The following is a 20,408-nucleotide window of genomic DNA, read 5'->3' on the forward strand; positions in this document are numbered from 1 at the left end:
ACCGTCAGCCCGCGTTGATCGCGGTGATCAGGGTGCGATTGCCCGCCGTTCGCGTCGTGATGATCTGCGTGAAGGTCTGCGGCTGCTCGCCCGGACGCTGCTGGGTCAGCTGGACCTCCCAGTGCGCATCCCCCGCATCGCTGCCAGCGCGGGTGATCTGCACGCAGTAGAGGGTGCCGATCGGCACCTGATTGATTCCGCGCTGAATCTGGTCGGCGGCGGGCACATTCGCATCATTGGCGACGACGCCGCGCGCGGCGAATCCGGAACGCTGCACATAGTAGGCACGTTCGAATGCGAGGATCGCCGACGGCCCATCGCCGGTGCCGCCGGGATCGGTGCCGGAGATGACGTCACCGGTGCGCCGCTGTTCGCAGCCCGGGGTGGCGACCGCGGACGGTTGGTCACCGGGTGCCGTGGTCGCCGGGGCGCGCCCACCTGTTCCCTGGGCGGCCGCCCGTGTTGTCGCCGCGGCCGGTCGCTTGTGATCGCCCGAGCCGCCGAAGACGAACATCAGCACCGAGACCACGGCCAACACGACGCCGAGCACGATCAGCACCGCGACGACTCGGTTGCCGCCACCGTTCGATTGCGGATCGCGACGGCGCGGCGGATGCCGCAGTGCCGGACCGGGATTGCCACCGGACCGATCGATGATGGTCGGTACGACGGAACTCGTCTCCGCCGGTAGCTCGGACTCGGCTTCGACCGCGCGCGTCGGCGGCCGACTGCGATTCGCCTCCGGTGGCGCCGCCGCGGGGCGCTGCGGTTCGAGCCACTCCTGCCAATCCCCGGCCGGCCGAGGACGGCGCGGCCGCTCGGGTGGATCGAGCGCATCGGCCAGCGGTGTCCGGGGCCGGCCCGAACCGCGACGTGCGTTGGAACGGCGGCGCCGCTTCGGGGCCGCAGCGGCGGGCCGGACCATGGGCAGCCCGGTGTCGAACGGATTGCCCTGGTTCTGGCTCGAGGAGCCGGAATCAGAGCTCGTCATCGTCGAATTCGCCGATCACCGCAGGCGGGACGGTCGCCAATACGGTGGGCACGGTGACACCGAGTTGACCGTCGCGCGGTCGGCGGTCATCATCCGACTGCGACGACGGCGGCATCGCCAGACCACCGGTGGTGCCGGGTTGATTCGTCGGTTCCGGCCCGGAAGGGCGCGACGGCGGCGCATCCGCGCTCGCGGCCGGTGCCTGCGGCGCGGGTGTGGGCGCGGGTTTCGTCGCGGTCGGGCCGTCCAGGCTCGGCGGGATCACCGAGTTGGTTCCAATATTCGGCGCGGGCTTGGACGACTGCCCCGATCCACCACCGAAGTCGATGACATTCGTCGGCTTGCTCGCGCTGTCACCGCCTGTGGGCGAATTCGTGGTGCTACCCGGATGGATGAGTTCGGGAATCGCCTTATCGATGACCTTGTCCGCGGACGCGGCCACGGTGTCCATGGCGTGCGTGCCGACCTCGGCGATCTTATCGATCAGGTGGGTGCCGATATTGACCCCGGCATCGATGGCGGCGGTGCCGACCGAAACGCCCGCGTTGATCAGGTACTGCTGCAACTGCAGTTGGGCCGCCTGCACCGGATCCAGTGGCGTCGTCGTGGTCACGCCCGCGGTGGTCACACCGTTCGTCGTACCTGGCACGACCGTCTGCTGGGTGGTGCCGACACCCTGCGGTGTGGTCACCGTGAGCGGTCCCATCGCATCCAACCGCGCAGTGTGGTCATCCATTTCCGACTGCGCCGTGCTGACCGCGGTGACCGCGTCGCGCAGCGCCTGGGTCGCTCGCGCGATGACCGCGTCGGAATCCGAGGACGCGCTCGCGGTGCTCATGATCTGTTTGGCGTCACGACGGAAGTCCGCGATGATCTGATCCACCTTCTGCGCGGCACGGGCGCTGGTGGCATGGGCGTCGCCGAGCACCGACAGGTACTCGGGTCCGCGATCGGTGATATCACCGATCTGAGTTTGCGTGGTGCGCAATGCCGGAACGGCATCGTCGGCCGCGCGGGAAGTCCATGTCGATTCGAGGGCGTGCAGGCCCTCGCGGTGCGGGCCCTCGGCATCGGCGGCCTGGGTGGACGCGGTGGACAGCGCGTTGACGACGGATTGGTCCGGAGTCGCGACGCCGCTGCCGAGCGACGCGCGCAATTGCAGCAGCGGCTCTACCAATGCCGCAACGATCGGCGGATCCACATTCGGGTCGATGGGCGTGCTGGCAGGAGTATCGGCCGCGTTGTTCGTGGGCCGCCGTCGAAGCAGTCGTCTCATGGCAGCGCCTCTCCTTGCCGGGCAAGGGCGCCCGCGGAATCGACATCGCTACCCTGCATGTCCGCGCTGTAGTCGCGCAACACCTGCCCGTAGGCGGCGACCAGTTGCCCTGCGGTCGAGAGCGCCTGCACGTGTTCGTTCACCTTCTCGGTGAACCGGGCCACGAATCCGGCACCGACCTGACCGAGGTCGGCCACCAGCCGCTCGGGATTCACCGCGCCACCCGCGACCGCCGACGCGGAGGCCAGCTGTTGCGACACCGTATTCGCGATCGTGGTGTAGGCGGCCATCGCCGCCGGGTCGAGCTTCAGCGCGTCCACTGTTCCCCCTTAGTACGGAAACCAATCTGTCGCGTCACATTTCGACACTCCGAGCGTACTTGGGACCCGGGCGATGCGCGCGCGGTTCCTTTCGTTCCGCTGGAGTCTATGCCGCCGGATCCGTCGCTTATGCCGACACCGGTCCGCTTCCGCCGAGACCGAGGTCGAATGCGGAATTGATCACTTTCACCTCGCGCCGGTTCTATGCTTGTGCGACGGAGTTGGTCCCATCATCACCCTGGCGATCCCCGCGCAGGGTGCCGGCAAGGGTTAGAGGGGGTCAGAAGCGTGAAGAACAGCAAACGTTTTCGAAACTGGTCGGTCAGATCCGCTTTACTCGTCGGTGCCGTTTCCGCAGGTCTCCTGATGGCGGGGACGGCACAGGCCGAACCGTTGTGGCCCGGTGGACCGGATATCGGCTCACCGGCGATCATCCCGCCGGTTCCGATCGTCGCACCGTGTGGCACCACCGCACGCATGTGCATGCGGCTGTCGACGAACGAGGCCTGGCTGATGGACAACGGCAAGGTCACCTACGGTCCGACCCCGATCTCGCACGGTCGGCCCGGGTATGAGACGCCGCCCGGCGTCTTCAAGGTCGCGTTCAAGCGGGAAGACTTCTGGAGCACTATGCACAACGCTCCGATGAAGTGGGCGGTCTTCTTCAACGGCGATATCGCCACCCATATCGGACCCATCGAGGAGCAGTCGCACGGCTGCATCCGGATGACTCCCGAGGGCGCCGAAGCGACATATCGCTATCTCAACCCCGGCGACGTGGTCGAGGTCGTGCCGTGACAAACGGATTGCGTATCGAAGGCCCGGGCGGATTCCGCGCCCGGACCTTCTCTCATGTCCTGCTCGCCTGCGTCAGTGTTCGCCGACGAGCTGCGGATCCGCGTCTTCTTCCATGACGGCCTCGCCGCGGGCGACCATGCCCGCTTCATCGGATAGCTTCATATGGGGAATGAACAGCGCGAGCACGAAGGCGATTGCCGCGCCCGGGATCAGGTACCAGAAGCCGGGGACCAAGGCATCCACGTAGGCGCCGACGATAGCGTCGTGTAGGCCTTCGGGAAGATGCTTGACCACCGAGGGCACCAGCGCGCCCGGATCCAGCTTCGCCGCCGCGGCTTCGGGCCCGTGGGAGACGAATACATCGGTGAGGCCCTCGGTCAAACGGTCGGTGAAGATGGAGCCGAAAATCGCCACGCCCAGTGCGCCGCCCATTTCGCGGAAATAGTTGTTGGCGCTGGTGGCGGTGCCGATTTGGTCGGGGGCCACGGCGTTCTGCACCACCAGAACGATGATCTGCATGATCAGGCCGAGGCCCGCGCCCATGACGAACAGCATGGCGGACACGACCCACATCGCGGTGTCCGCGTCCAGGCGGGTCAACCAGAGCATGTCCGCGAAGATCAAAACCGCGCCGAGGGGCGGATAGAGCTTGTAGCGGCCGGTTTTGGTGATCATCGCCATCGAGGCGATCAATGCGATCATCAGACCGACCATCATCGGAATCAGCAGCAGACCGGATACCGAAGCCGAAGCGCCCGTTGCCATTTGGAGATAGGTAGGGATGAAGGCGAGGGCGGCGAACATCATCAGGCCGACCACGAAGCCGATCGCGGAGGTCAGCACGAAGGTGCGATTGCGGAACAACCACAGCGGCAGCATCGGCTCCTCCGCGCGCGCCTCCGCGAGCACGAAGGCAGCGACCACCGCGACGAACGCCGCGATCATGGTGACCATAACCGTTGAGCCCCAAGCGTATTGCTTGCCGCCCCAGTCGGTGATCAGGATCAGCAACGTGGTCGCGGCCGACATCAGTACCACACCGAGATAATCGGGCCGGGTCTTGGGCCGGTGGCTGGGGATGCTCAGGTAGCGGAAGGCGATGAACAGTGCGACGATTCCGATCGGTACATTGATCCAGAAGCACCAGCGCCAGCCGAGATGGTCGGCGAAGAAGCCGCCGAGCAAGGGGCCCGCGACCGAGGTGATGCCGAAGACCGCGCCCATCGGGGCCATGTATTTGCCGCGATCCTTGGCGGGCACCACATCGGCGATGATGGCCTGCGCCAGAATCATCAGACCACCGCCGCCGACGCCCTGCAGGCCGCGGAAGGTGATGAACTCCCAGAAGCTCGTCGACGCGGCGGCACCGATGGAGGCAACGGTGAAAATCGTGATGGCGAACAGGAACGGCCAGCGCCGCCCGAACAGATCGCCGAATTTGCCGTAGATCGGCATCATGATGGTGGTCGCGAGCAGATACGACGTTGCGGTCCAAGCCATATGGGAGATGCCGCCCAGATCGCCGACGATGGTCGGCATCGCGGTGCCGACAATTGTCTGGTCCAGGCTGGCCAGGAACATCCCCGCGATCAGTGCGCCGAAGATGAGCCAGATCCGCTTCTGGGTCAGGATAATCGGCTCGGGCGGCGATTCAGCCGTGATGGTCATCTCTTGCGTCTCTCCTTCTTCCCGTCATGCTGTTCGAACATCCGCGCGGCCATTGCGCAGTGTTCGCGTACTGCCGCCGCGAGCGATACCGTCGGATCCCCGACCGTGGTCATCGCTGCCCGGCTGGTGATGTTCGTCATGAATCCCGCTGCCAGGCCGGCGAATTCGGGAGATACGGCACTGCCCAGCCGAGCCGAGAGCAGGTCGGTCATCACGCTCTGCAGGCGGGCGCCCGAGGCGACGAAGGCCGCGAGCACCCGAGGCTCGGTCTTGATGATCTCGGTAACCAGCGCGATGCCCTCGCGCAACTCGGTTTCGGATTCGAAGCCGTGCATGAACAACCAGGTGAGATCGTCCATCAGCACGCCACTCGGGCCGCCCGCGATGAACTGCTCGCGCAACTCCGGTGTGCCGATCTCGCCGACCGGCCCGACTACCGCGTCCATTTTCGTCTCGTAGTAGTTGAAGAACGTGCGGGGCGAGACCCCGACCGCTCCCGCAATGTCCTCGACGGTCGTCGCGTCCAGCCCGCGCTCGACCGCGAACCGACGCGCGGCGAGGCACAGATCGAGCTCGGTCTGGCGTTTCTTCTGCTCCCGCAACCCGATCGGGCGCTCGACCTTGGACATGCCCGCCAAAGTAGCACAAACTGCAATTTTTCAGAAACTGCAAGTTCAGCGGGCGCGCTGTGGCGCCGCGCGGCCGGACGACCCTGGCCCGACCAGCCGTGAGTGACCCACTCCCATCCGAGGCGAATAACCTGCTGCGCGCAACCCGAGCGAGCGCAGTCTCACATGAGCTCGTACCTGAATTGCCCGGAAAACCCGAGAAGTGGCGGGCTGCTCCGGCATGATCGGCTGAGCCGGCACGAGATCTTCGGCCCGGTGATCACCGTGCAGGCGTTCACAGACGAAGACGACGCGGTCCATAGTCGCTGGAGCTCAGCCCAGCGCGCGGGTGAATCCCTCGACGAGTTCGTCGACCTGGTCGTCGGTCATCACGAACGACGGCGAGATCTGCATTGCGCCCTGGCCCGCCGCACGCCCTGAGATGCCGTGCTCCCGTAGGGTTTTCACGAAGGGTAGGCCCTCGGAGGGATCGGCGAGCTGGATCGCGGCGACCGCGCCGAGACCGCTGCGGACCTCGGCGACGCGAGGGTGATCCGCGAGGGGCGCGAGCTTTTCGTGGAGGGTGGATTCCAGGCGCTTCGCGTCGGCGAGGAGGTTTTCGCGTTCGACGATGGCGAGGTTGGCGAGGGCTGCCGCGGCGGCACCGGCGTGGCCGCCGTAGGTGTAGCCGTGGCGCCACCAGACGCCGCCACGGAAGAAGGGGTCGGCGATATGGGGTGCGATGAAGACCGCGCCCATGGGGACGTAGCCGGAGGTGAGGCCCTTGGCGGTGGTCATGAGGTCGGGTTCGAGCTCGAAACGGGTTGCGGCGAACCAGGATCCGCCGATGCGGCCGAAGCCGGTGACGACCTCGTCGACGACGAAGAGGATGTCGTGATCGCGGCAGATGCGGCGGACCTCGGTGAGGTAGCCGTGCGGCGGCAGGTAGATCCCGCCTGCGCCGATGACGGGTTCGCAGAAGAAGGCCGCGATGCGCTCCGCGCCGATCTCCTCGATGAGCGCGAGCAGCGCCTTCGCATCGTCCCATTCGACGGTGCGGGCATCGGCCATCAGCTCGCCGTAGCCCTCACGGTTGACCGGGATCCCCGCCAAAGCCGTTCCCGCGACATGCATTCCGTGATACGCGCGCTGTCTGCCGACCACAATGGTCTTGTCCGGCCGCCCCAGCTCGTGCCAGTAGCGGCGGGCGAGCTTGGCCGCGGTGTCCACCGAATCCGAGCCGCCGGAGGTGAAGAAGATCTTGCTGCCTGGCACCGGTGCGATGCTCGCCAACTTCTCCGCCAACTCCTGGGTGGCGGGTTCAGCGAAATCACCGAAGTTCGAATAGTGCGCGACCGTGCGCAACTGTGCGGCGACCGCATCCGCGATCTCGGCGCGGCCGTGCCCGACGTTGGTGAACCACAGCCCGGCCGTCGCGTCCAGATACCTGGTGCCCGCCTGGTCGTAGATGTAGGCGCCCTCACCACGTGCAACGACGAACGCACCATCGCGTTCGACAGCACCCATATCGGCGAAGCCATGCCATAGCGCGCCCATATCAACCACCTCTGCTCGACAACCACGTCACTTCGTCGCTCCCTCCGGCTCGTCCGCGCCACGCCCACGCCACACAGCGCACCGAGCACGGCCACCGCGAGGCACGAATGAGCGTCTACGCGCTGTAGCCGAGCCGGTAGACCAGCCGGCCCGCGATCAGCCGCCCAGAAATACCGAGCGCGACCGGTGCCGACATTCAGTCCACGATCATCACCATAGGCATGCTGCGCTGCAGCACGTCATCGACCCACCCTTGTTCATCTCCCACGCAGATATGCGACAGCAACATCGCGTACACGATGCCGGTGACGCGCAGATACAGCCTGGCCGCACCGGGCACCCACTGCCGGCGTCGATCACGCGGATCGAACGCGCTCCGACCGGCAGCGGCGGACGCGGAAGCCGCACGACTCCCGCCGGCCGCCGAGCAGTGACGTCCACGGTCACCCGGGACCAGGATCCCGTGCGGCACGGCACCGGCTGCCATCGCCGGATCCTCCCACATCAGGACCGTTCCGAGCGGCGAGTCGAGCCGTGCGACAGCACAGTCTCGCCGACCGTACCGCCGGTCTGCTCACCGGATGCCCACGCCCGACTCGGATCAGACGCGCCGGTTTCGCTACCCTGGTGAACGCAATGACCAGGACAGCCGACGCGAATCTCCGCGAGCTTCGGACCCGCCTGGCCGCCGTAACCCTCCGCGATGAACACCGGTTGCGCCGCAACCTGGACCGGGCCCGCGGCGGCGATCTCACCGGCATCACGGCCGAGATCGCGGCAGCCGAGCAGCGCGTCGAGGCCCGCCGCGCCGCGGTACCCCAAATCCGATACCCGGAGCAGCTACCGGTCTCGGCACGCCGCGACGATATCGCCAAGGCGATCCTGGACAACCAGGTCGTCATTGTCGCCGGTGAGACCGGATCGGGTAAGACCACCCAGATTCCGAAGATCTGCCTGGAACTCGGCCGTGGCATCCGCGGCACCGTCGGCCACACCCAGCCGCGCCGTCTGGCCGCGCGCACGGTCGCCGAGCGCATCGCCGAGGAGTTGGGCACCGAACTGGGCGATGTCGTCGGCTACACCGTACGTTTCACCGACCAGGCCTCGGATCGCACACTCGTCAAACTGATGACCGACGGCATCCTGCTCGCCGAAATCCAGCGCGACCGGCTGCTGCGCCGCTACGACACGATCATCATCGACGAGGCGCACGAACGCAGCCTCAATATCGACTTCCTGCTCGGCTACCTGAAGCAATTGCTGCCGCGCCGACCGGATCTCAAGGTGATCATCACCTCGGCGACCATCGATCCGGAATTGTTCGCCAGGCACTTCGCGGACGAATCCGGTACTCCCGCACCGATTGTCGAAGTATCCGGCCGTTCCTACCCGGTCGAGATCCGGTACCGGCCGCTATCGCTGGAGCTACCCGTCGCCACCGATGACGACGACGAGGACACCCGGATCGTGGACCGCGACCCGGTCGACGCCATCGGTGACGCGGTGCGCGAACTCTTCGCCGACGGCGACGGTGACGTGCTGGTCTTCCTATCCGGCGAACGTGAGATCCGCGACGCCGCGGATGCTTTGCGCGACTTACAGATTCCGCGCACCGAGATTCTGCCGCTCTACGCGCGCCTGTCCACGGCCGAACAGCATCGCGTCTTCGCACCGCATCCTGGGCGACGAGTTGTGCTGGCCACCAATGTCGCCGAGACCTCGCTCACCGTCCCCGGCATCCGCTACGTCGTCGATCCCGGCACCGCGCGTATCTCGCGCTATTCGATGCGCACCAAGGTGCAGCGCCTGCCTATCGAAGAGGTCTCGCAGGCCTCGGCACGCCAGCGCGCGGGACGCTGCGGCCGCGTCGCCGACGGCATCTGCATCCGCCTGTACTCCGAGGAAGATTTCGAATCCCGGCCCGCCTTCACCGAACCGGAGATCCTGCGGACCAATCTTGCCGCCGTCATCCTGCAGATGACCGCGCTCGGACTCGGCGATATCGAGAAGTTCCCGTTCGTGGAGGCGCCGGACCGCAGGGCTATTCGCGACGGTATCGCGCTGCTGGCGGAATTGGGCGCGCTCGCACCGCGCGTCACCGCGAAACCCACTCGGCAGCAGGCTGATTCGACGGCCCAGGAAGTTGCCGCCACCGAGGGGCAAGCGGACCAGATGTCCGACACGACACTGACGCTTACGCCTACCGGCCGCGAAATGGCACAGATACCAGTCGATCCGCGAATGGCGCGGATGCTGGTCGAAGCCCACCGCGATGGCGTGCTCGCCGATGTACTGGTCATCGTTGCCGCGCTGTCCATTCAGGATGTGCGCGAACGTCCCGCGGACCATCAGCAGGCCGCCGACGCCAAACATGCCCGCTTCGTGGTCGAGGGCTCGGACTTCCTGGCCTACCTTCGGTTGTGGGAGTACCTGACCGAACAGCGGAAGTCGCTGTCGTCAAATCAGTTCCGGCGCATGTGCCGGGACGAGTTCCTGCACTATCTGCGGATCCGGGAGTGGCAGGATCTGCACGGGCAACTGCGGACCATCACTCGAGGGCTCGGGTGGTCGGCCAACGGCGACGGTTCGGACGGCCGAAGCGGTTCGCGCCGTGGGCGATCCGCTTCGAATGGTCGCGATTCGGAACGTGGACAGCGCAAGTCCGATTCATCTCGCGCGAAAGCGAACCGCGGCCGCGACAACACCGCCGCTTCGAAACCACAGGCTGCCGAAGACGATGGCACACCATGGGATTCGACCGCGATCCACCAGGCCCTGCTGGCGGGCATGCTATCCCACGTCGGCGTCCGCGAGGCCGAGACCCGCGAATTCCTGGGTGCCCGCAATGCGAAATTCATGATTTTCCCCGGATCCTCGCTGGCGAAGAAGCCGCCCCGCTGGGTGATGGCGGCCGAACTCGTCGAGACCTCCCGGCTCTGGGGTCGGATGGCGGCCCGGGTGGAGCCGGAGTGGGCCGAGCGGCTGGCCGGGGATCTGGTGAAACGCACCTACTCAGAACCGCATTGGTCATCCAAGCGCGGTGCAGCGCGCGCATACGAGCGAGTCACGCTGTACGGCATACCGCTGGTGGTCAGCCGTGCCGTCGATTACGGCCGGATCGATCCGGAACTGTCGCGCGAGCTGTTCATCCGGCATGCCCTCGTACAGGGTGAGTGGCAGACGCGGCACGAATTCTTCCACCGCAACCGCGAACTCCTGGACGATGTCGCCGATTTGGAGCACCGCGCCCGTCGCCGCGACATCCTCGTCGACGATGAGGTGCTGTTCGAGTTCTACGACAAGCGCGTCCCGGCGGATATCGTTTCGGTGCGCCACTTCGACAGCTGGTGGCGCACCGCGAAGCGCAAAGATCCTGCGCTGTTGGACTTCTCGACCGAGACCGTGGTCAATGACGCCGCCGTGCCGCTCGACCCGACCGACTTCCCGGACGCCTGGCGTCAGGGTGAGTTGAGCTTCCCGCTCACCTATCAATTCGAGCCCGGTAATGACGACGACGGTGTCACCGTGCGTATCCCGGTCGAGCAGCTGGCGCATGTGCGTGCCGTCGGCTTCGACTGGCTGGTGCCCGGTATGCGCGACGAGTTGGCCACCGCGCTGATCAAGACACTTCCGAAGGCTCTGCGCCGCACCGTCGTTCCCGCACCGGACTTCGCCGCGGCGGCGCTGGCCAGGCTCACCCCGCGTGCCGAACCCCTGCGCATCGGCCTGGCCAGGGAGCTGTCGCGGCTCGGTTCGGTCACCATCGCACCGGGCGATCTCGACCCCGCCGCGCTTACGGACCATCTGCGCATGACGTTCGCCGCGATCGCTGCCGACGGTCAGGTGCTGGCGCGCGGGAAAGACCTCGCTCAATTGAAAACCCGACTGTCCGAGCAGGTTTCGGCTTCGGTCGCCCGTGCGACCGCGGGCGCGGAACGAGCCGCCGCGACCGTGTGGACGTCGGAATCACTCGGGACGGTCGAGCCGACGGTGCGCAGCGAAGTGGCCGGACAGACGGTCACCGGTTACCCGGCGCTGGTCCCCGAGGGCGAGGGCGTCGCGGTGCGCGTCCTGAGCTCCCCCGCCGAGCAGGCCGCCGCCATGCGGGCGGGCACGCGCACACTGGTATTGAGCGCCATTCCCACCTCGGTTCGTACCGTCACGGCCAGTCTGCCGCCGCGGGATCGGCTTGCGCTGAGCCAGAATCCGTACGGCTCGCTCGACGCGCTCATCGACGACTGCCGCGCCACCGCGGCGGACGAACTGATCGCCGCCGCCGGTGGGCCGGTGCGCAGTCCGAAGCAGTTCGACGCGCTGGTCGCGAAGATCCGCCCCGACTTCGTCTCCGCCGTGGCCCGCATCGTGCGCTTGGTGGTGCCGGTGCTGGCTGGGGCGCACCAGGTTTCGTCCGCCATCGCCGATACCACCGAACGCGATATCGCCGACGATGTCCGCCACCAACTCGACGACCTGATTTTCCCCGGTTTCATCTCGGAGTGGGGCACCGCTCGGCTGCGCGAACTGCCCCGCTACCTGGCGGCCGCCCGGACCCGCCTGGAGGCACTACCCGGCTCCGCGGTCCGCGACCGACAGGGCATGGTCGAAATCGACCGCGCACTCGCCGCCTACGACCGCCTCGTCGATGCACTGCCCGAGACCCGCAAGAACGCCCCGGATGTCACCGAAATCTGGTGGATGCTCGAAGAATTCCGCGTCAGCCTCTTCGCCCAGAAACTCGGCACGCCGTACCCGGTCTCCACCAAACGCATCGAAAAAGCCATCGCCGCCATCCGCCGCTGACCCATCAGCCGTGCGGCTGCCGCCAGCGCGGCCGCCCCAGGACAACCGAAGCGCCGACCGAGCTCGCAGCGGTAGTTCTGGGGCGCGACCGGAGCCGCGGTACGGCGATACAGTCGCCGAAGCATGGTGGCGCGCAAGAGTATTGCGAGCGCTCACAGTATCCGCACCGCGCGTTGTTCAGCAGTTCGGCGCGAATTCTCGAAAGAGGTACTGGCTATGCGGAAATCCCTCACGCCGATTCTCGCCGCCTGCGCCGTCGCACTTGCCCCGATGGCAACCGCTTCAGCAACCACGCCACGACAGCCGCGCCGGTGCGCACCGACACCGATGTGGTTCGGCTGCTCGATACCGGATCGATCATCGTCTGCCCCGGGCAGGCGATGGGCAGCTTCGGCTGCTCGTGCCCGCCTGGGATCGGTCTCTGACCGCCGGGATCAGTCGGCAGAGGCGGCGACCGTCGCTTCCTCGCGGTGCTTGCGCAGGTCGGCGATTTCGCGTTCGAAATCGGCGGCGGAGGTGAAGGAGCGGTAGACCGAGGCGAACCGCAGGTAGGCCACCTCGTCCAGATCGCGCAGCGGGCCGAGAATGGCCAGGCCGACCTCGTGGCTGGGCACCTCCGGCGAACCCTTGGCGCGCACCGCGTCCTCCACCTGCTGAGCCAGCAGGTTCAGGGCGTCTTCGGCGACCTCGCGGCCCTGGCAGGCGCGACGAACACCGCGGATCACCTTCTCCCGGGAGAACGGTTCGGTGACGCCGCTGCGCTTGACCACGGATAGGATCGCGGTCTCGACGGTGGTGAATCGTCTCCCACACTGCGGGCAGGAACGCCGGCGGCGGATGGCCGCGCCTTCCTCGGCCTCACGCGAGTCGACGACCCGCGAGTCGGGGTGTCGGCAGTAGGGGCAATGCATCCGAGAGATCCTTCGTCGATGCGCGCGCCCGCGTCCGAATCGGCTCCGGTTCGCCAGTCCCGATCCGGCGAGCACGTGTACAGGGGTCTAGACCGATACGTCCATATCGGGTCCAGGATACCCGGGAGGGGTCACCAACCGTCTCACACGTCCCAACTACCCCGTCGAGCGACGCTCAGCCGAGTCGCCACTGGGTGGTCAGATCGGCGATCATATCCGGAATGCGGGCGATCATCCGGCCGTGCGCGAGCTTGCTCCAGAACGATTCACCGAGCACCACCTCGGCGAATGGCCGGTTGCTCGCCATATCGATGTGGCGCAGCACCAGATCGCCGGTGATGTAGGCCCAGCGGGTATCGCGGTCCCCCAGTTGAAGTCCGGCAGCGGGCTTCGTGGCGGATCGACCGGTCGCCATCCGCCACACCGGGTCTCGACGAGCTACCTCGGCACACCGGCCTCCATACCGTCCGGAACCGACTGCTGCTCGACCACGGCGGGGACCGTTGTCGGGGTCTCGCCGCCGAAAGTTCCTGCGCGCCAATGCGCCACCCCGATCAAAGCCGTCACCGCCAGCGCGCTCAGCAGCGCGGACACCGCGAGCACCGCGAAACCGACCTGCGCCTGTTCGACCCGCTCCATAGGATGCGGCCCCCGTGCCTGACGTAGTGCGGGCTTTCGAGCCGGACCGCGGCCGTACAGCAGCATCGCACCGCCGGGCCGACTGTCGCTCGGACGCCGATCCTTCCCGACGCGCGCGGACTCCAGGGCGCGCACACCACCTCGATGCGGGCGCTGCACGCGCGGAACGGATTCGAAGCCGAGATCGACGTCGGCCTCTTCCTCGAGGTCGGCGCTCAGGGCGCTGATCGATGTGCTCATCGGACAAACCTCCGTGAAGGGGTGTTGGTGGGTGCTCAGGTATGTCGCGAGACGATGGGGATGCTGTTCGATCAAGTGTTCGAAGAACTTGTGTTCGATTTCTACCACGCCCCACCGACAAAGTCAGCAGAAAACGCCGACATGCCTCGAACAGATGTTTGATACATAGGCGATACCGGACTAGATTCGTTAAACGAAATCAATGGACAGGCGGCGAGAGCGACGGGCACGGTGGCGGCAGCATGCATAACCACGGAGCCCCGCGAACGGCGCAAGTTGGACACGGCGCAAGTTGGACACAGAAGGGCGGTTGCGGTGAGCCACACAGACGACACGGGCGACGAGAGCGGAGTTGGCACCGACCCGCCCAGTACCGGGACGGATCTCACCGTGCGTCAGCGCAAAGTCCTGGAGGTCATCCGCACCTCGGTGAGCGAGCGCGGCTACCCGCCGAGCATCCGCGAGATCGGCGATGCGGTGGGACTGACCTCCACCTCGTCGGTCGCCCATCAGCTGCGCACCCTCGAGCGCAAGGGCTATCTGCGCCGCGACCCGAATCGCCCACGCGCCGTTGACGTTCGTGGTCTCGACGAGGCGGTGCGCGCGGTGACCAGCCTGCCCACCACCGAGGATGTCGAGGCAGGCAGGCCGGTCCCGATCTTCGTGCCCGTCCTGGGCCGGATCGCCGCCGGTGGCCCGATCCTGGCCGAGCAGGCGGTGGAGGATATCTTTCCGCTGCCGCGCGAGCTGGTCGGCGACGGTTCGCTGTTCCTGCTCAAGGTCGTCGGTGAATCGATGGTCGATGCCGCCATCTGCGATGGCGACTGGGTGGTCGTGCGCCAGCAGAATGTCGCCGACAACGGCGATATCGTGGCCGCGATGATCGAGGGCGAGGCGACGGTGAAGACGTTCAAGCGCACCGGTAAGGATGTCTGGCTCATGCCGCACAATCCGCTGTTCGAACCGATTCCGGGTAATGACGCGCAGATCCTCGGCAAGGTCGTCACGGTCATCCGCAAGATCTGACCCCAGTTCGGCGCGAGATGACCCAGCTCAGCGCGGAAGCATAGGTTTCCAGAAGTCGGCTCGGTGGTCGGCGGCATAGGAGTCGACGAGCCGGTTTCCGCTGGGCCGGAAGGACATGACCAGCGGTGCTGCCGGGTCGTAGGCCGGGATCGGTTCGAGACCGGCCGGATCCGGGCGGGCTTCGATGATGAATCGGGTCCAGTACCTTCGCATTTCGGCGGCGAGGCGCTGCTGGTCTGGTGTCTGGACGGCGCCGTACAGCCAGCCGAGGTCGCGCAGGCTCCATAGCGACGCCAATTCGCTGGCGTGGTAGGCGCCCAGCGGGAAGGTATTCGGTGGGCCGAGCGGCGCCGGGTCGTCGAAGGAGTAGGTGTAGGTGGGCGTGCGCGGGCCGAGCCCGTCGTATTCGACAACCAGCATGGCGAGGATGCGATCGGTCCAGGCGCGCGACAGTGCGAGTGCGGGCTGTGGGTAGGCGTCGACCGGATAAGTCTGTTCGACGCGGTCGAGTTGCTCCGGTGTCAGGTCGGGCATGGCGGCGGCCAGTGCGTCGCGGTATCCGGCGGCGGTCAGCGGCCTGCCAAGGGGCACACCGTATTTCATATACACCCACAACGACATCTCGTCGTTGTTCGCACCGACGAGCGTGGACACATCGGCGAAGGCGCCGTTGCGCACGGCCGCCTGTGGCCCGGACGGCAGGAATCGGCCCCCGAATACCGTTGGGGTGATGGGATCGTTCACCAGCGCATCGACCGGCAGCGCGCGCAGGCACGCCGCTGTATCGGGTCCGGTGCACCCGAGACGTGCGGCGTACGCGTCACTATCGGCCACCGCCGTGGCGGCGGGCACACCCGGACTGCACGGTCCGCTCTGCATGATCGCGGCCCGGAACAACCCACGCGAGCTCGGCGCGACCATCTGAGTGCATACCGACGTCGCACCTGCCGACTCGCCCGCCAGCGTCACGCGCTCCGGGTCACCACCGAATGCCGCGATATTGCGCTGCACCCAGCGCAATGCGGCCTGCTGATCCAGGTAGCCGTAATTACCGGGGCCGGAGCCGTCGTCGAGCGCCGAGGCGGCGAGGTAGCCGAGCGTGCCGAGCCGGTAATTGATGGTGACCACGATCAGGTCGCCGTCACCGTGCGCGATCAGCGGCTCGGCGCCGTAGATATCGCCGGAGCCGGTGACGAAACTGCCGCCGTGGATCCAGACCAGCACCGGTAGCCCAACGCCGTCGGCGTGCAGGTTGCGCGGCGTCGAAACATTCAGATATAGACAGTCTTCCGACTTCGTCGGGTTCGCGGCGAATACCCCGTAGAAGTCGTTTTCCTGCGGGCAGCTCGGCCCGGCCACCGTGGCATCCCGAATATCGGGCCAAGGTGCGGCCGGAGCAGGTGGCCGCCACCGCAATTCGCCGACCGGCGGGGCCGCGTACGGAATGCCGGCGAACAGTCGATGCTCCGCAGCTACGATGCCGTGCAATTGACCGGTCTCGACGCTGACGAGATCGCCGGCGACCGGCTCGGCGGGCGCTGGCACGGCCACACCGACCAGCACGATGACGGCCACGAGGATGGCCAACCAACCCCGAGCCGTCCGACCCCGAGCCGTCCAACCCCGAGGCGTCCAACCCAGAGCCGTGCCGCGAAACCAGCCTCCCGTTGTCACCCAATGATGCTTGCGCACGGGCCCACGCTAACTACCTGCGCCGCCGCAGCGGGTGGCTATTCCGAAAGTGACCCTCGCCACACGCGGTACGTGAGCGTACCGTGCTGATGGTACACACATGTACCGCGCTCGAGGTGCCGCATGACCACGGTGAAATTGCCCGACGGGCCAACGAGTCCGGCCTCTTACAGGCCATCGAGGTGATGGCGAGCCGCACCCGCGCATGGCGCAGATTGCACCGGCGATACGGCTCGGCATTCACGGTCTACCTACCGCGGTTCGGGCGGATCGTGGTGCTGTCCGAGCCGGCCGAGGTGAAGGCACTGTTCACCGCGAACTCGGATGTGGCCGATAACGTCGACGTCGATCTCGGTCAGTTCCTCGGTCCCGGCTCACTGTTCTCGCTGCGCGGCGCCGAACATCGTAAGCAGCGAAAATTGCTCACTCCGCCGTTCCACGGTCGTCGTCTCGCCCAATTGCTCTCGCGCCGTGGGTCGGCCGTGGCGATCGCCGATATCGACGAGGTCGGTTCGATGCAGACGGCCGCCACCCTGGCCGGTCCGGTGCTGATGCGTGTACTCGACGTTCGCGATGCCGCCGACCAACTCGCCTTCGCCGCCGAAAGCTAACCTGAATCTTGTGACCCGTGCCGAGCCCGCCGCCAGCATCGCCACCAAGGGGACGCCGGAATCCGCATTCCGGCGTCGGCTGCTCGATGCGATGGCCGAGGCCGTGCGCGATCGCGGTTATCGCGAAACGACCGTGGCCGATGTGGTCCGCAACGCGCGCACGTCCCGTCGTACCTTCTACGAACATTTCGACAGCAAACAGGACTGTTTCATCGCGCTGCTCGCCGAGCGCAACAACGACACGATCCAGCAGATCTACGACGCCGTCGATCCGGCCGCGCCCTGGCGCACCCAGGTCCGGCAGGCCATCGAGGCCTGGATCCACGCATCCGATCAGGACACGTCGATCGCCCTCGCCTGGATCCGGGACATCCCCGCGCTGGGCGACGCCGCCCGCCAGGTCCAGCACGACGCGGGCGAGGCCTTCATCAACCTGATCCAAAGCCTCACCGCCACACCTGGATTCGAGGCTCCCGGACTGCACCCGCCGACACGTCAGATGGCGACCATCCTCTACGGCGGTTACCGCGAGCTCATCGCCTCCACAGTCGAGGCGGGCAAGGACATTCGTGACATCGTCGACGTCGCGGTCGATACGGCCATCGCCCTGGTCGGCCCGCGCTACGAGCCGCCAGGCTAGTCCTTGACGGCCGTGAACTGCGCCAGCGCGCCGTTGCACACAAGCTCGACCTCGCGCAGGCCCGCCGCGGCGATCCAGCCCGACAGCTCGGCCGCGGTACCGGACGGACCGAATACGCCCATCGTCCGCATCACCCGCATGTGCAAGTCGAAGCGCGGCCGGACCCCGCGCACCACACAACTGCCGATCATCCGTCCCCCCGGCGCGAGCACCTGGGCAAGGGAGGCGACCGCGGCGGCCGGATCCGGCATGCAGTGCAGGCCCGCGAAACTCACCACCAGATCGAATTCGCCCGTGGCGAAGGGCAGGTCGACCACATCCGCGCGTACATAGTCGATATCGGAGAGCCCGGCGCGCTCGGCCGCGCGACGCGCCGCCGCCAACTGGTCTTCGGAAATATCCGCGGCCACATAGCGGAGTTTGCGATCGGGTGCGAGTCGACGCAGGGTCACGCCGCCGCCGACCGGCAGATCGAGCACTGCGGAGCCCTCCGGCAGTTGATTGACGACATCCATCGCCGCATACATCCGGCGGGTGTCGCAGCCCCACATCACCTGTCCGGCGGGTCGGGCCACCTGCGGATGATCGAGCACGAAGTCGTAAACCGGAGCGCCGAGATTTCCCCAGACTCGGCTCTGCCACAGTTCACGGACGTCGGGCACTGTCGTCTCCTCTTCGCGCGGTGGAAGTACAGGCTAGGCCGGAGATCATCGGCGCGCCAAGGCTTTCGCCGACACCCGCCCTGGTTGTCGCGACGCCGCAAAACGATACGCGTGCATTACCATCGGCAAGCTGTGCGTACGGAAATCGAGATGGTCGCGCTGCCCGCGGGGCGGGTGACGCTGTCGGATCGGCGGACCCAGCGGAGTTGGGCGGTCGAGGTGGCAGAGTTTCGGCTCGCGGCGTTTTCGATTACCCAGTCGCAGTATGAGCAGGTCACCGGTGAGGTACCGAGTGCGGCTCGGGGTGATCGGCTGCCGGTCGAGGGTGTCTCGTGGTTCGACGCGGTCAGGTTCTGCAATGGCTTGTCATCGGCGGCGGGATTGCCGCCCGCGTATCGCGTGCACGACGACGCGGTCGAGTGGGATGCCGACAGCGACGGGTATCGGCTGCCGACCGAGGCCGAGTGGGAGTATGCCTGCCGGGCGGGCACTTCGGGGCCACGATATGGCGAACTCGACGAAATCGCCTGGTATCGGGGGAATTCCGCAGAGCAGGTGCACGAGGTAGGGGGTAAGCTGCCCAACGCCTGGGGGCTGTACGACATGCTCGGCAATGTATGGGATTGGTGCTGGGACATTTACGACGCCGAGGTGTACGACTCGTATCGGGTGCTGCGCGGCGGCGGCTGGTCCGACGAGAAGTGGAGTTGCCGGGCCTCGGTGCGACGGCGCAGCCATCCGACCTACCGGATCGACGATGTCGGATTCCGGGTCGCGCGGTCGATATTCGCCTGATCCCGGCGTCTTATCGCCTGCCGCCCAAGAACTTCGGCAGCTTTCGCCTGCCGCGCCCGTCGAGCGCGCGCATCAAATCCTGCCACCACGCATGCGCCCATGCGAGGCCGGATACCACGACAGCTCGCGCTTCATCGCCGGTATGCGCGGCACCGTAATCGCTTGCTGGCGACAGTATTTCCGGATTCCAGCGGCCCCGCCCCACCGCGCGCCGATCCCGGAGGCCCCACCCTCCAGCGTGGCATTTCCGCCGGAGCGGCACCAGGTGTTCCGACATCCGCGCCTTCCGTCGCTGGCCAGGCTGTCCGCCACAGGAAGTCCGAGCCCGCGGGACGCTCGTCGCAACCAGGTGAATCCTCGACGCACAAACGTCGAGCGGACGCTTTCAATCCATTCTCGACCAACTCGCGTTGGCGTGAATGATGGCGGATAGCCAAGGGGTCAGGACGGGAGCGAGGCTGTCGAAGAAGATGCTGTAGTTCGGGTCGGTGAGGTAGGTGCGGGCGATGCAGATGTGCATGGCGGGGGTGCAGTCGAAGTAGGTGTCGATGGAGGCACGGTGGCGTTCGGCCAGGGCGTTGGCTTCGTCACTGCCGGGGAGTACTCCGGCGCGATAGGCGGTGGCAAGGTCGGCGTTGAGTGCGTCGACGGAGTCGGCGATCTGTTGCCAATCCTCGGCGGTTCGGTCCGCCGCGCGTTCGGCGTACTGGGCCCACTGCGCGGTGTCACCCCAGCGCTCGTGGGCCTGGGTGGTCCAGACGGGTTGCCAGTGCTCGCCGAAGATCTCGATCTGCTCGTCGGCGGAGAGCAGGATTCCGGATTCTCTGGCCTCGATCAAACGGTCCATGCCATCGGCCATCTGTTGCAGACGAACGGCGCGCTCGCGGAGTTCGTCGCGCTGCCGACGCAGCGACGACGTCGCATCGGCGGCAGGCGCATCCAGGACCGTCTTGATCTCATCGAGGGGTACGCCCAGCCCACGGTAGATGAGCACTCGATGGACGCGGGCGAGGTCCGCACTCGTGTAGATCCGGTACCCGGCGTCGGTGCGCTCGGTCGGGCACACGAGCCCTATCGCATCCCAATGGTGCAGCGTCCGGATCGTGACGCCCGTGGACGCGGCGGCCGCACCGATGGTGCGACCGGCGTCGGCCTGATCAGTCACACCGCCCAG

At 66.8% G+C, this 20,408-nt stretch carries 19 protein-coding genes; 6 read left to right on the forward strand and 13 right to left on the reverse strand.

Features of this window, described 5'->3' with window-relative positions; all coding sequences use genetic code 11:
* Positions 1-4 precede the first annotated feature (4 nt).
* Genes ACQPXH_RS19795 through ACQPXH_RS19805 form a run of 3 tightly spaced genes read right to left on the reverse strand, consistent with a single transcriptional unit; the run spans position 5 to position 2,587 of the window.
* Complete coding sequence (locus ACQPXH_RS19795; RefSeq protein WP_433598022.1) at positions 5-991, reverse strand: hypothetical protein; 987 nt, start codon at positions 989-991, stop codon at positions 5-7.
* Positions 978-2,267: a hypothetical protein gene (locus ACQPXH_RS19800; protein WP_433598023.1), complete on the reverse strand. Its 1,290-nt coding sequence runs from the start codon at positions 2,265-2,267 to the stop codon at positions 978-980. The genes ACQPXH_RS19795 and ACQPXH_RS19800 overlap by 14 nt, the downstream gene beginning before the upstream one ends.
* Positions 2,264-2,587: a hypothetical protein gene (locus ACQPXH_RS19805; protein WP_433598024.1), complete on the reverse strand. Its 324-nt coding sequence runs from the start codon at positions 2,585-2,587 to the stop codon at positions 2,264-2,266. Before ACQPXH_RS19805 ends, ACQPXH_RS19800 begins: the two co-directional genes overlap by 4 nt.
* Before the next feature lie 366 nt (positions 2,588-2,953).
* On the opposite strand from ACQPXH_RS19805, the gene ACQPXH_RS19810 reads away from it, so the two are divergent.
* Positions 2,954-3,385 carry a L,D-transpeptidase gene (locus ACQPXH_RS19810; protein WP_387284936.1) on the forward strand — a complete coding sequence of 144 codons (432 nt, stop codon included), beginning with the start codon at positions 2,954-2,956 and terminating at the stop codon, positions 3,383-3,385.
* A 72-nt stretch (positions 3,386-3,457) separates the two neighbouring features.
* Here ACQPXH_RS19810 and ACQPXH_RS19815 read toward each other — a convergent pair whose 3' ends face one another.
* The 4 genes from ACQPXH_RS19815 to ACQPXH_RS19830 form a co-directional block, all read right to left on the reverse strand.
* The gene (locus ACQPXH_RS19815) at positions 3,458-5,053 is read right to left on the reverse strand and encodes an MDR family MFS transporter (RefSeq protein WP_433598025.1); all 1,596 of its coding nucleotides are present in this window, start codon (positions 5,051-5,053) and stop codon (positions 3,458-3,460) included.
* Entirely contained in the window at positions 5,050-5,682 is a 633-nt protein-coding gene (locus ACQPXH_RS19820; protein ID WP_433598026.1) for a TetR/AcrR family transcriptional regulator, read from the reverse strand. The genes ACQPXH_RS19815 and ACQPXH_RS19820 overlap by 4 nt, the downstream gene beginning before the upstream one ends.
* A gap of 312 nt (positions 5,683-5,994) precedes the next feature.
* Positions 5,995-7,218 (reverse strand): aspartate aminotransferase family protein, encoded by a 1,224-nt coding sequence (locus ACQPXH_RS19825; RefSeq protein ID WP_433598027.1) that lies wholly within the window; start codon positions 7,216-7,218, stop codon positions 5,995-5,997.
* A gap of 196 nt (positions 7,219-7,414) precedes the next feature.
* Positions 7,415-7,705 (reverse strand): hypothetical protein, encoded by a 291-nt coding sequence (locus ACQPXH_RS19830; RefSeq protein ID WP_433598028.1) that lies wholly within the window; start codon positions 7,703-7,705, stop codon positions 7,415-7,417.
* 149 nt (positions 7,706-7,854) lie between these two features.
* Here ACQPXH_RS19830 and hrpA point away from each other — a divergent pair, with 149 nt between their 5' ends.
* On the forward strand, positions 7,855-12,018 hold the full coding sequence (gene hrpA, locus ACQPXH_RS19835; protein WP_433598029.1) for an ATP-dependent RNA helicase HrpA: 4,164 nt from the start codon (positions 7,855-7,857) through the stop codon (positions 12,016-12,018).
* A 434-nt stretch (positions 12,019-12,452) separates the two neighbouring features.
* On the opposite strand, the gene nrdR is transcribed toward hrpA, so the two are convergent.
* The 3 genes from nrdR to ACQPXH_RS19850 form a co-directional block, all read right to left on the reverse strand.
* Positions 12,453-12,929 (reverse strand): transcriptional regulator NrdR, encoded by a 477-nt coding sequence (gene nrdR / locus ACQPXH_RS19840; protein ID WP_433598030.1) that lies wholly within the window; start codon positions 12,927-12,929, stop codon positions 12,453-12,455.
* 175 nt (positions 12,930-13,104) lie between these two features.
* Positions 13,105-13,344 carry a hypothetical protein gene (locus tag ACQPXH_RS19845; RefSeq protein ID WP_433598031.1) on the reverse strand — a complete coding sequence of 80 codons (240 nt, stop codon included), beginning with the start codon at positions 13,342-13,344 and terminating at the stop codon, positions 13,105-13,107.
* A gap of 23 nt (positions 13,345-13,367) precedes the next feature.
* A complete protein-coding gene (locus ACQPXH_RS19850; RefSeq protein ID WP_433598032.1) occupies positions 13,368-13,808 on the reverse strand; it encodes a hypothetical protein in 441 nt (146 codons plus the stop codon).
* 315 nt (positions 13,809-14,123) lie between these two features.
* Here ACQPXH_RS19850 and lexA point away from each other — a divergent pair, with 315 nt between their 5' ends.
* Positions 14,124-14,834 (forward strand): transcriptional repressor LexA, encoded by a 711-nt coding sequence (gene lexA / locus ACQPXH_RS19855; RefSeq protein WP_433598033.1) that lies wholly within the window; start codon positions 14,124-14,126, stop codon positions 14,832-14,834.
* A 27-nt stretch (positions 14,835-14,861) separates the two neighbouring features.
* Here lexA and ACQPXH_RS19860 read toward each other — a convergent pair whose 3' ends face one another.
* Positions 14,862-16,421 (reverse strand): carboxylesterase/lipase family protein, encoded by a 1,560-nt coding sequence (locus ACQPXH_RS19860; protein WP_433598034.1) that lies wholly within the window; start codon positions 16,419-16,421, stop codon positions 14,862-14,864.
* Between the two features lie 194 nt (positions 16,422-16,615).
* Between ACQPXH_RS19860 and ACQPXH_RS19865 the strand changes: the two genes are divergently transcribed.
* Positions 16,616-17,137 (forward strand): cytochrome P450, encoded by a 522-nt coding sequence (locus tag ACQPXH_RS19865; protein ID WP_433598035.1) that lies wholly within the window; start codon positions 16,616-16,618, stop codon positions 17,135-17,137.
* Between the two features lie 10 nt (positions 17,138-17,147).
* Entirely contained in the window at positions 17,148-17,777 is a 630-nt protein-coding gene (locus ACQPXH_RS19870; protein WP_433598036.1) for a TetR/AcrR family transcriptional regulator, read from the forward strand.
* Here ACQPXH_RS19870 and ACQPXH_RS19875 read toward each other — a convergent pair.
* Complete coding sequence (locus ACQPXH_RS19875; RefSeq protein ID WP_433598037.1) at positions 17,774-18,439, reverse strand: class I SAM-dependent methyltransferase; 666 nt, start codon at positions 18,437-18,439, stop codon at positions 17,774-17,776. The two genes, ACQPXH_RS19870 and ACQPXH_RS19875, sit on opposite strands and share 4 nt — an antisense overlap.
* 150 nt (positions 18,440-18,589) lie before the next feature.
* On the opposite strand from ACQPXH_RS19875, the gene ACQPXH_RS19880 reads away from it, so the two are divergent.
* Positions 18,590-19,234 (forward strand): formylglycine-generating enzyme family protein, encoded by a 645-nt coding sequence (locus ACQPXH_RS19880; RefSeq protein ID WP_433603515.1) that lies wholly within the window; start codon positions 18,590-18,592, stop codon positions 19,232-19,234.
* 385 nt (positions 19,235-19,619) lie between these two features.
* On the opposite strand, the gene ACQPXH_RS19885 is transcribed toward ACQPXH_RS19880, so the two are convergent.
* On the reverse strand, positions 19,620-20,399 hold the full coding sequence (locus tag ACQPXH_RS19885) for a MerR family transcriptional regulator (protein WP_433598038.1): 780 nt from the start codon (positions 20,397-20,399) through the stop codon (positions 19,620-19,622).
* Positions 20,400-20,408 lie beyond the last annotated feature (9 nt).

The sequence above is a fragment of the Nocardia sp. CA-135953 genome, from assembly GCF_050955735.1.
Classification (GTDB): Bacteria; Actinomycetota; Actinomycetes; order Mycobacteriales; family Mycobacteriaceae; genus Nocardia.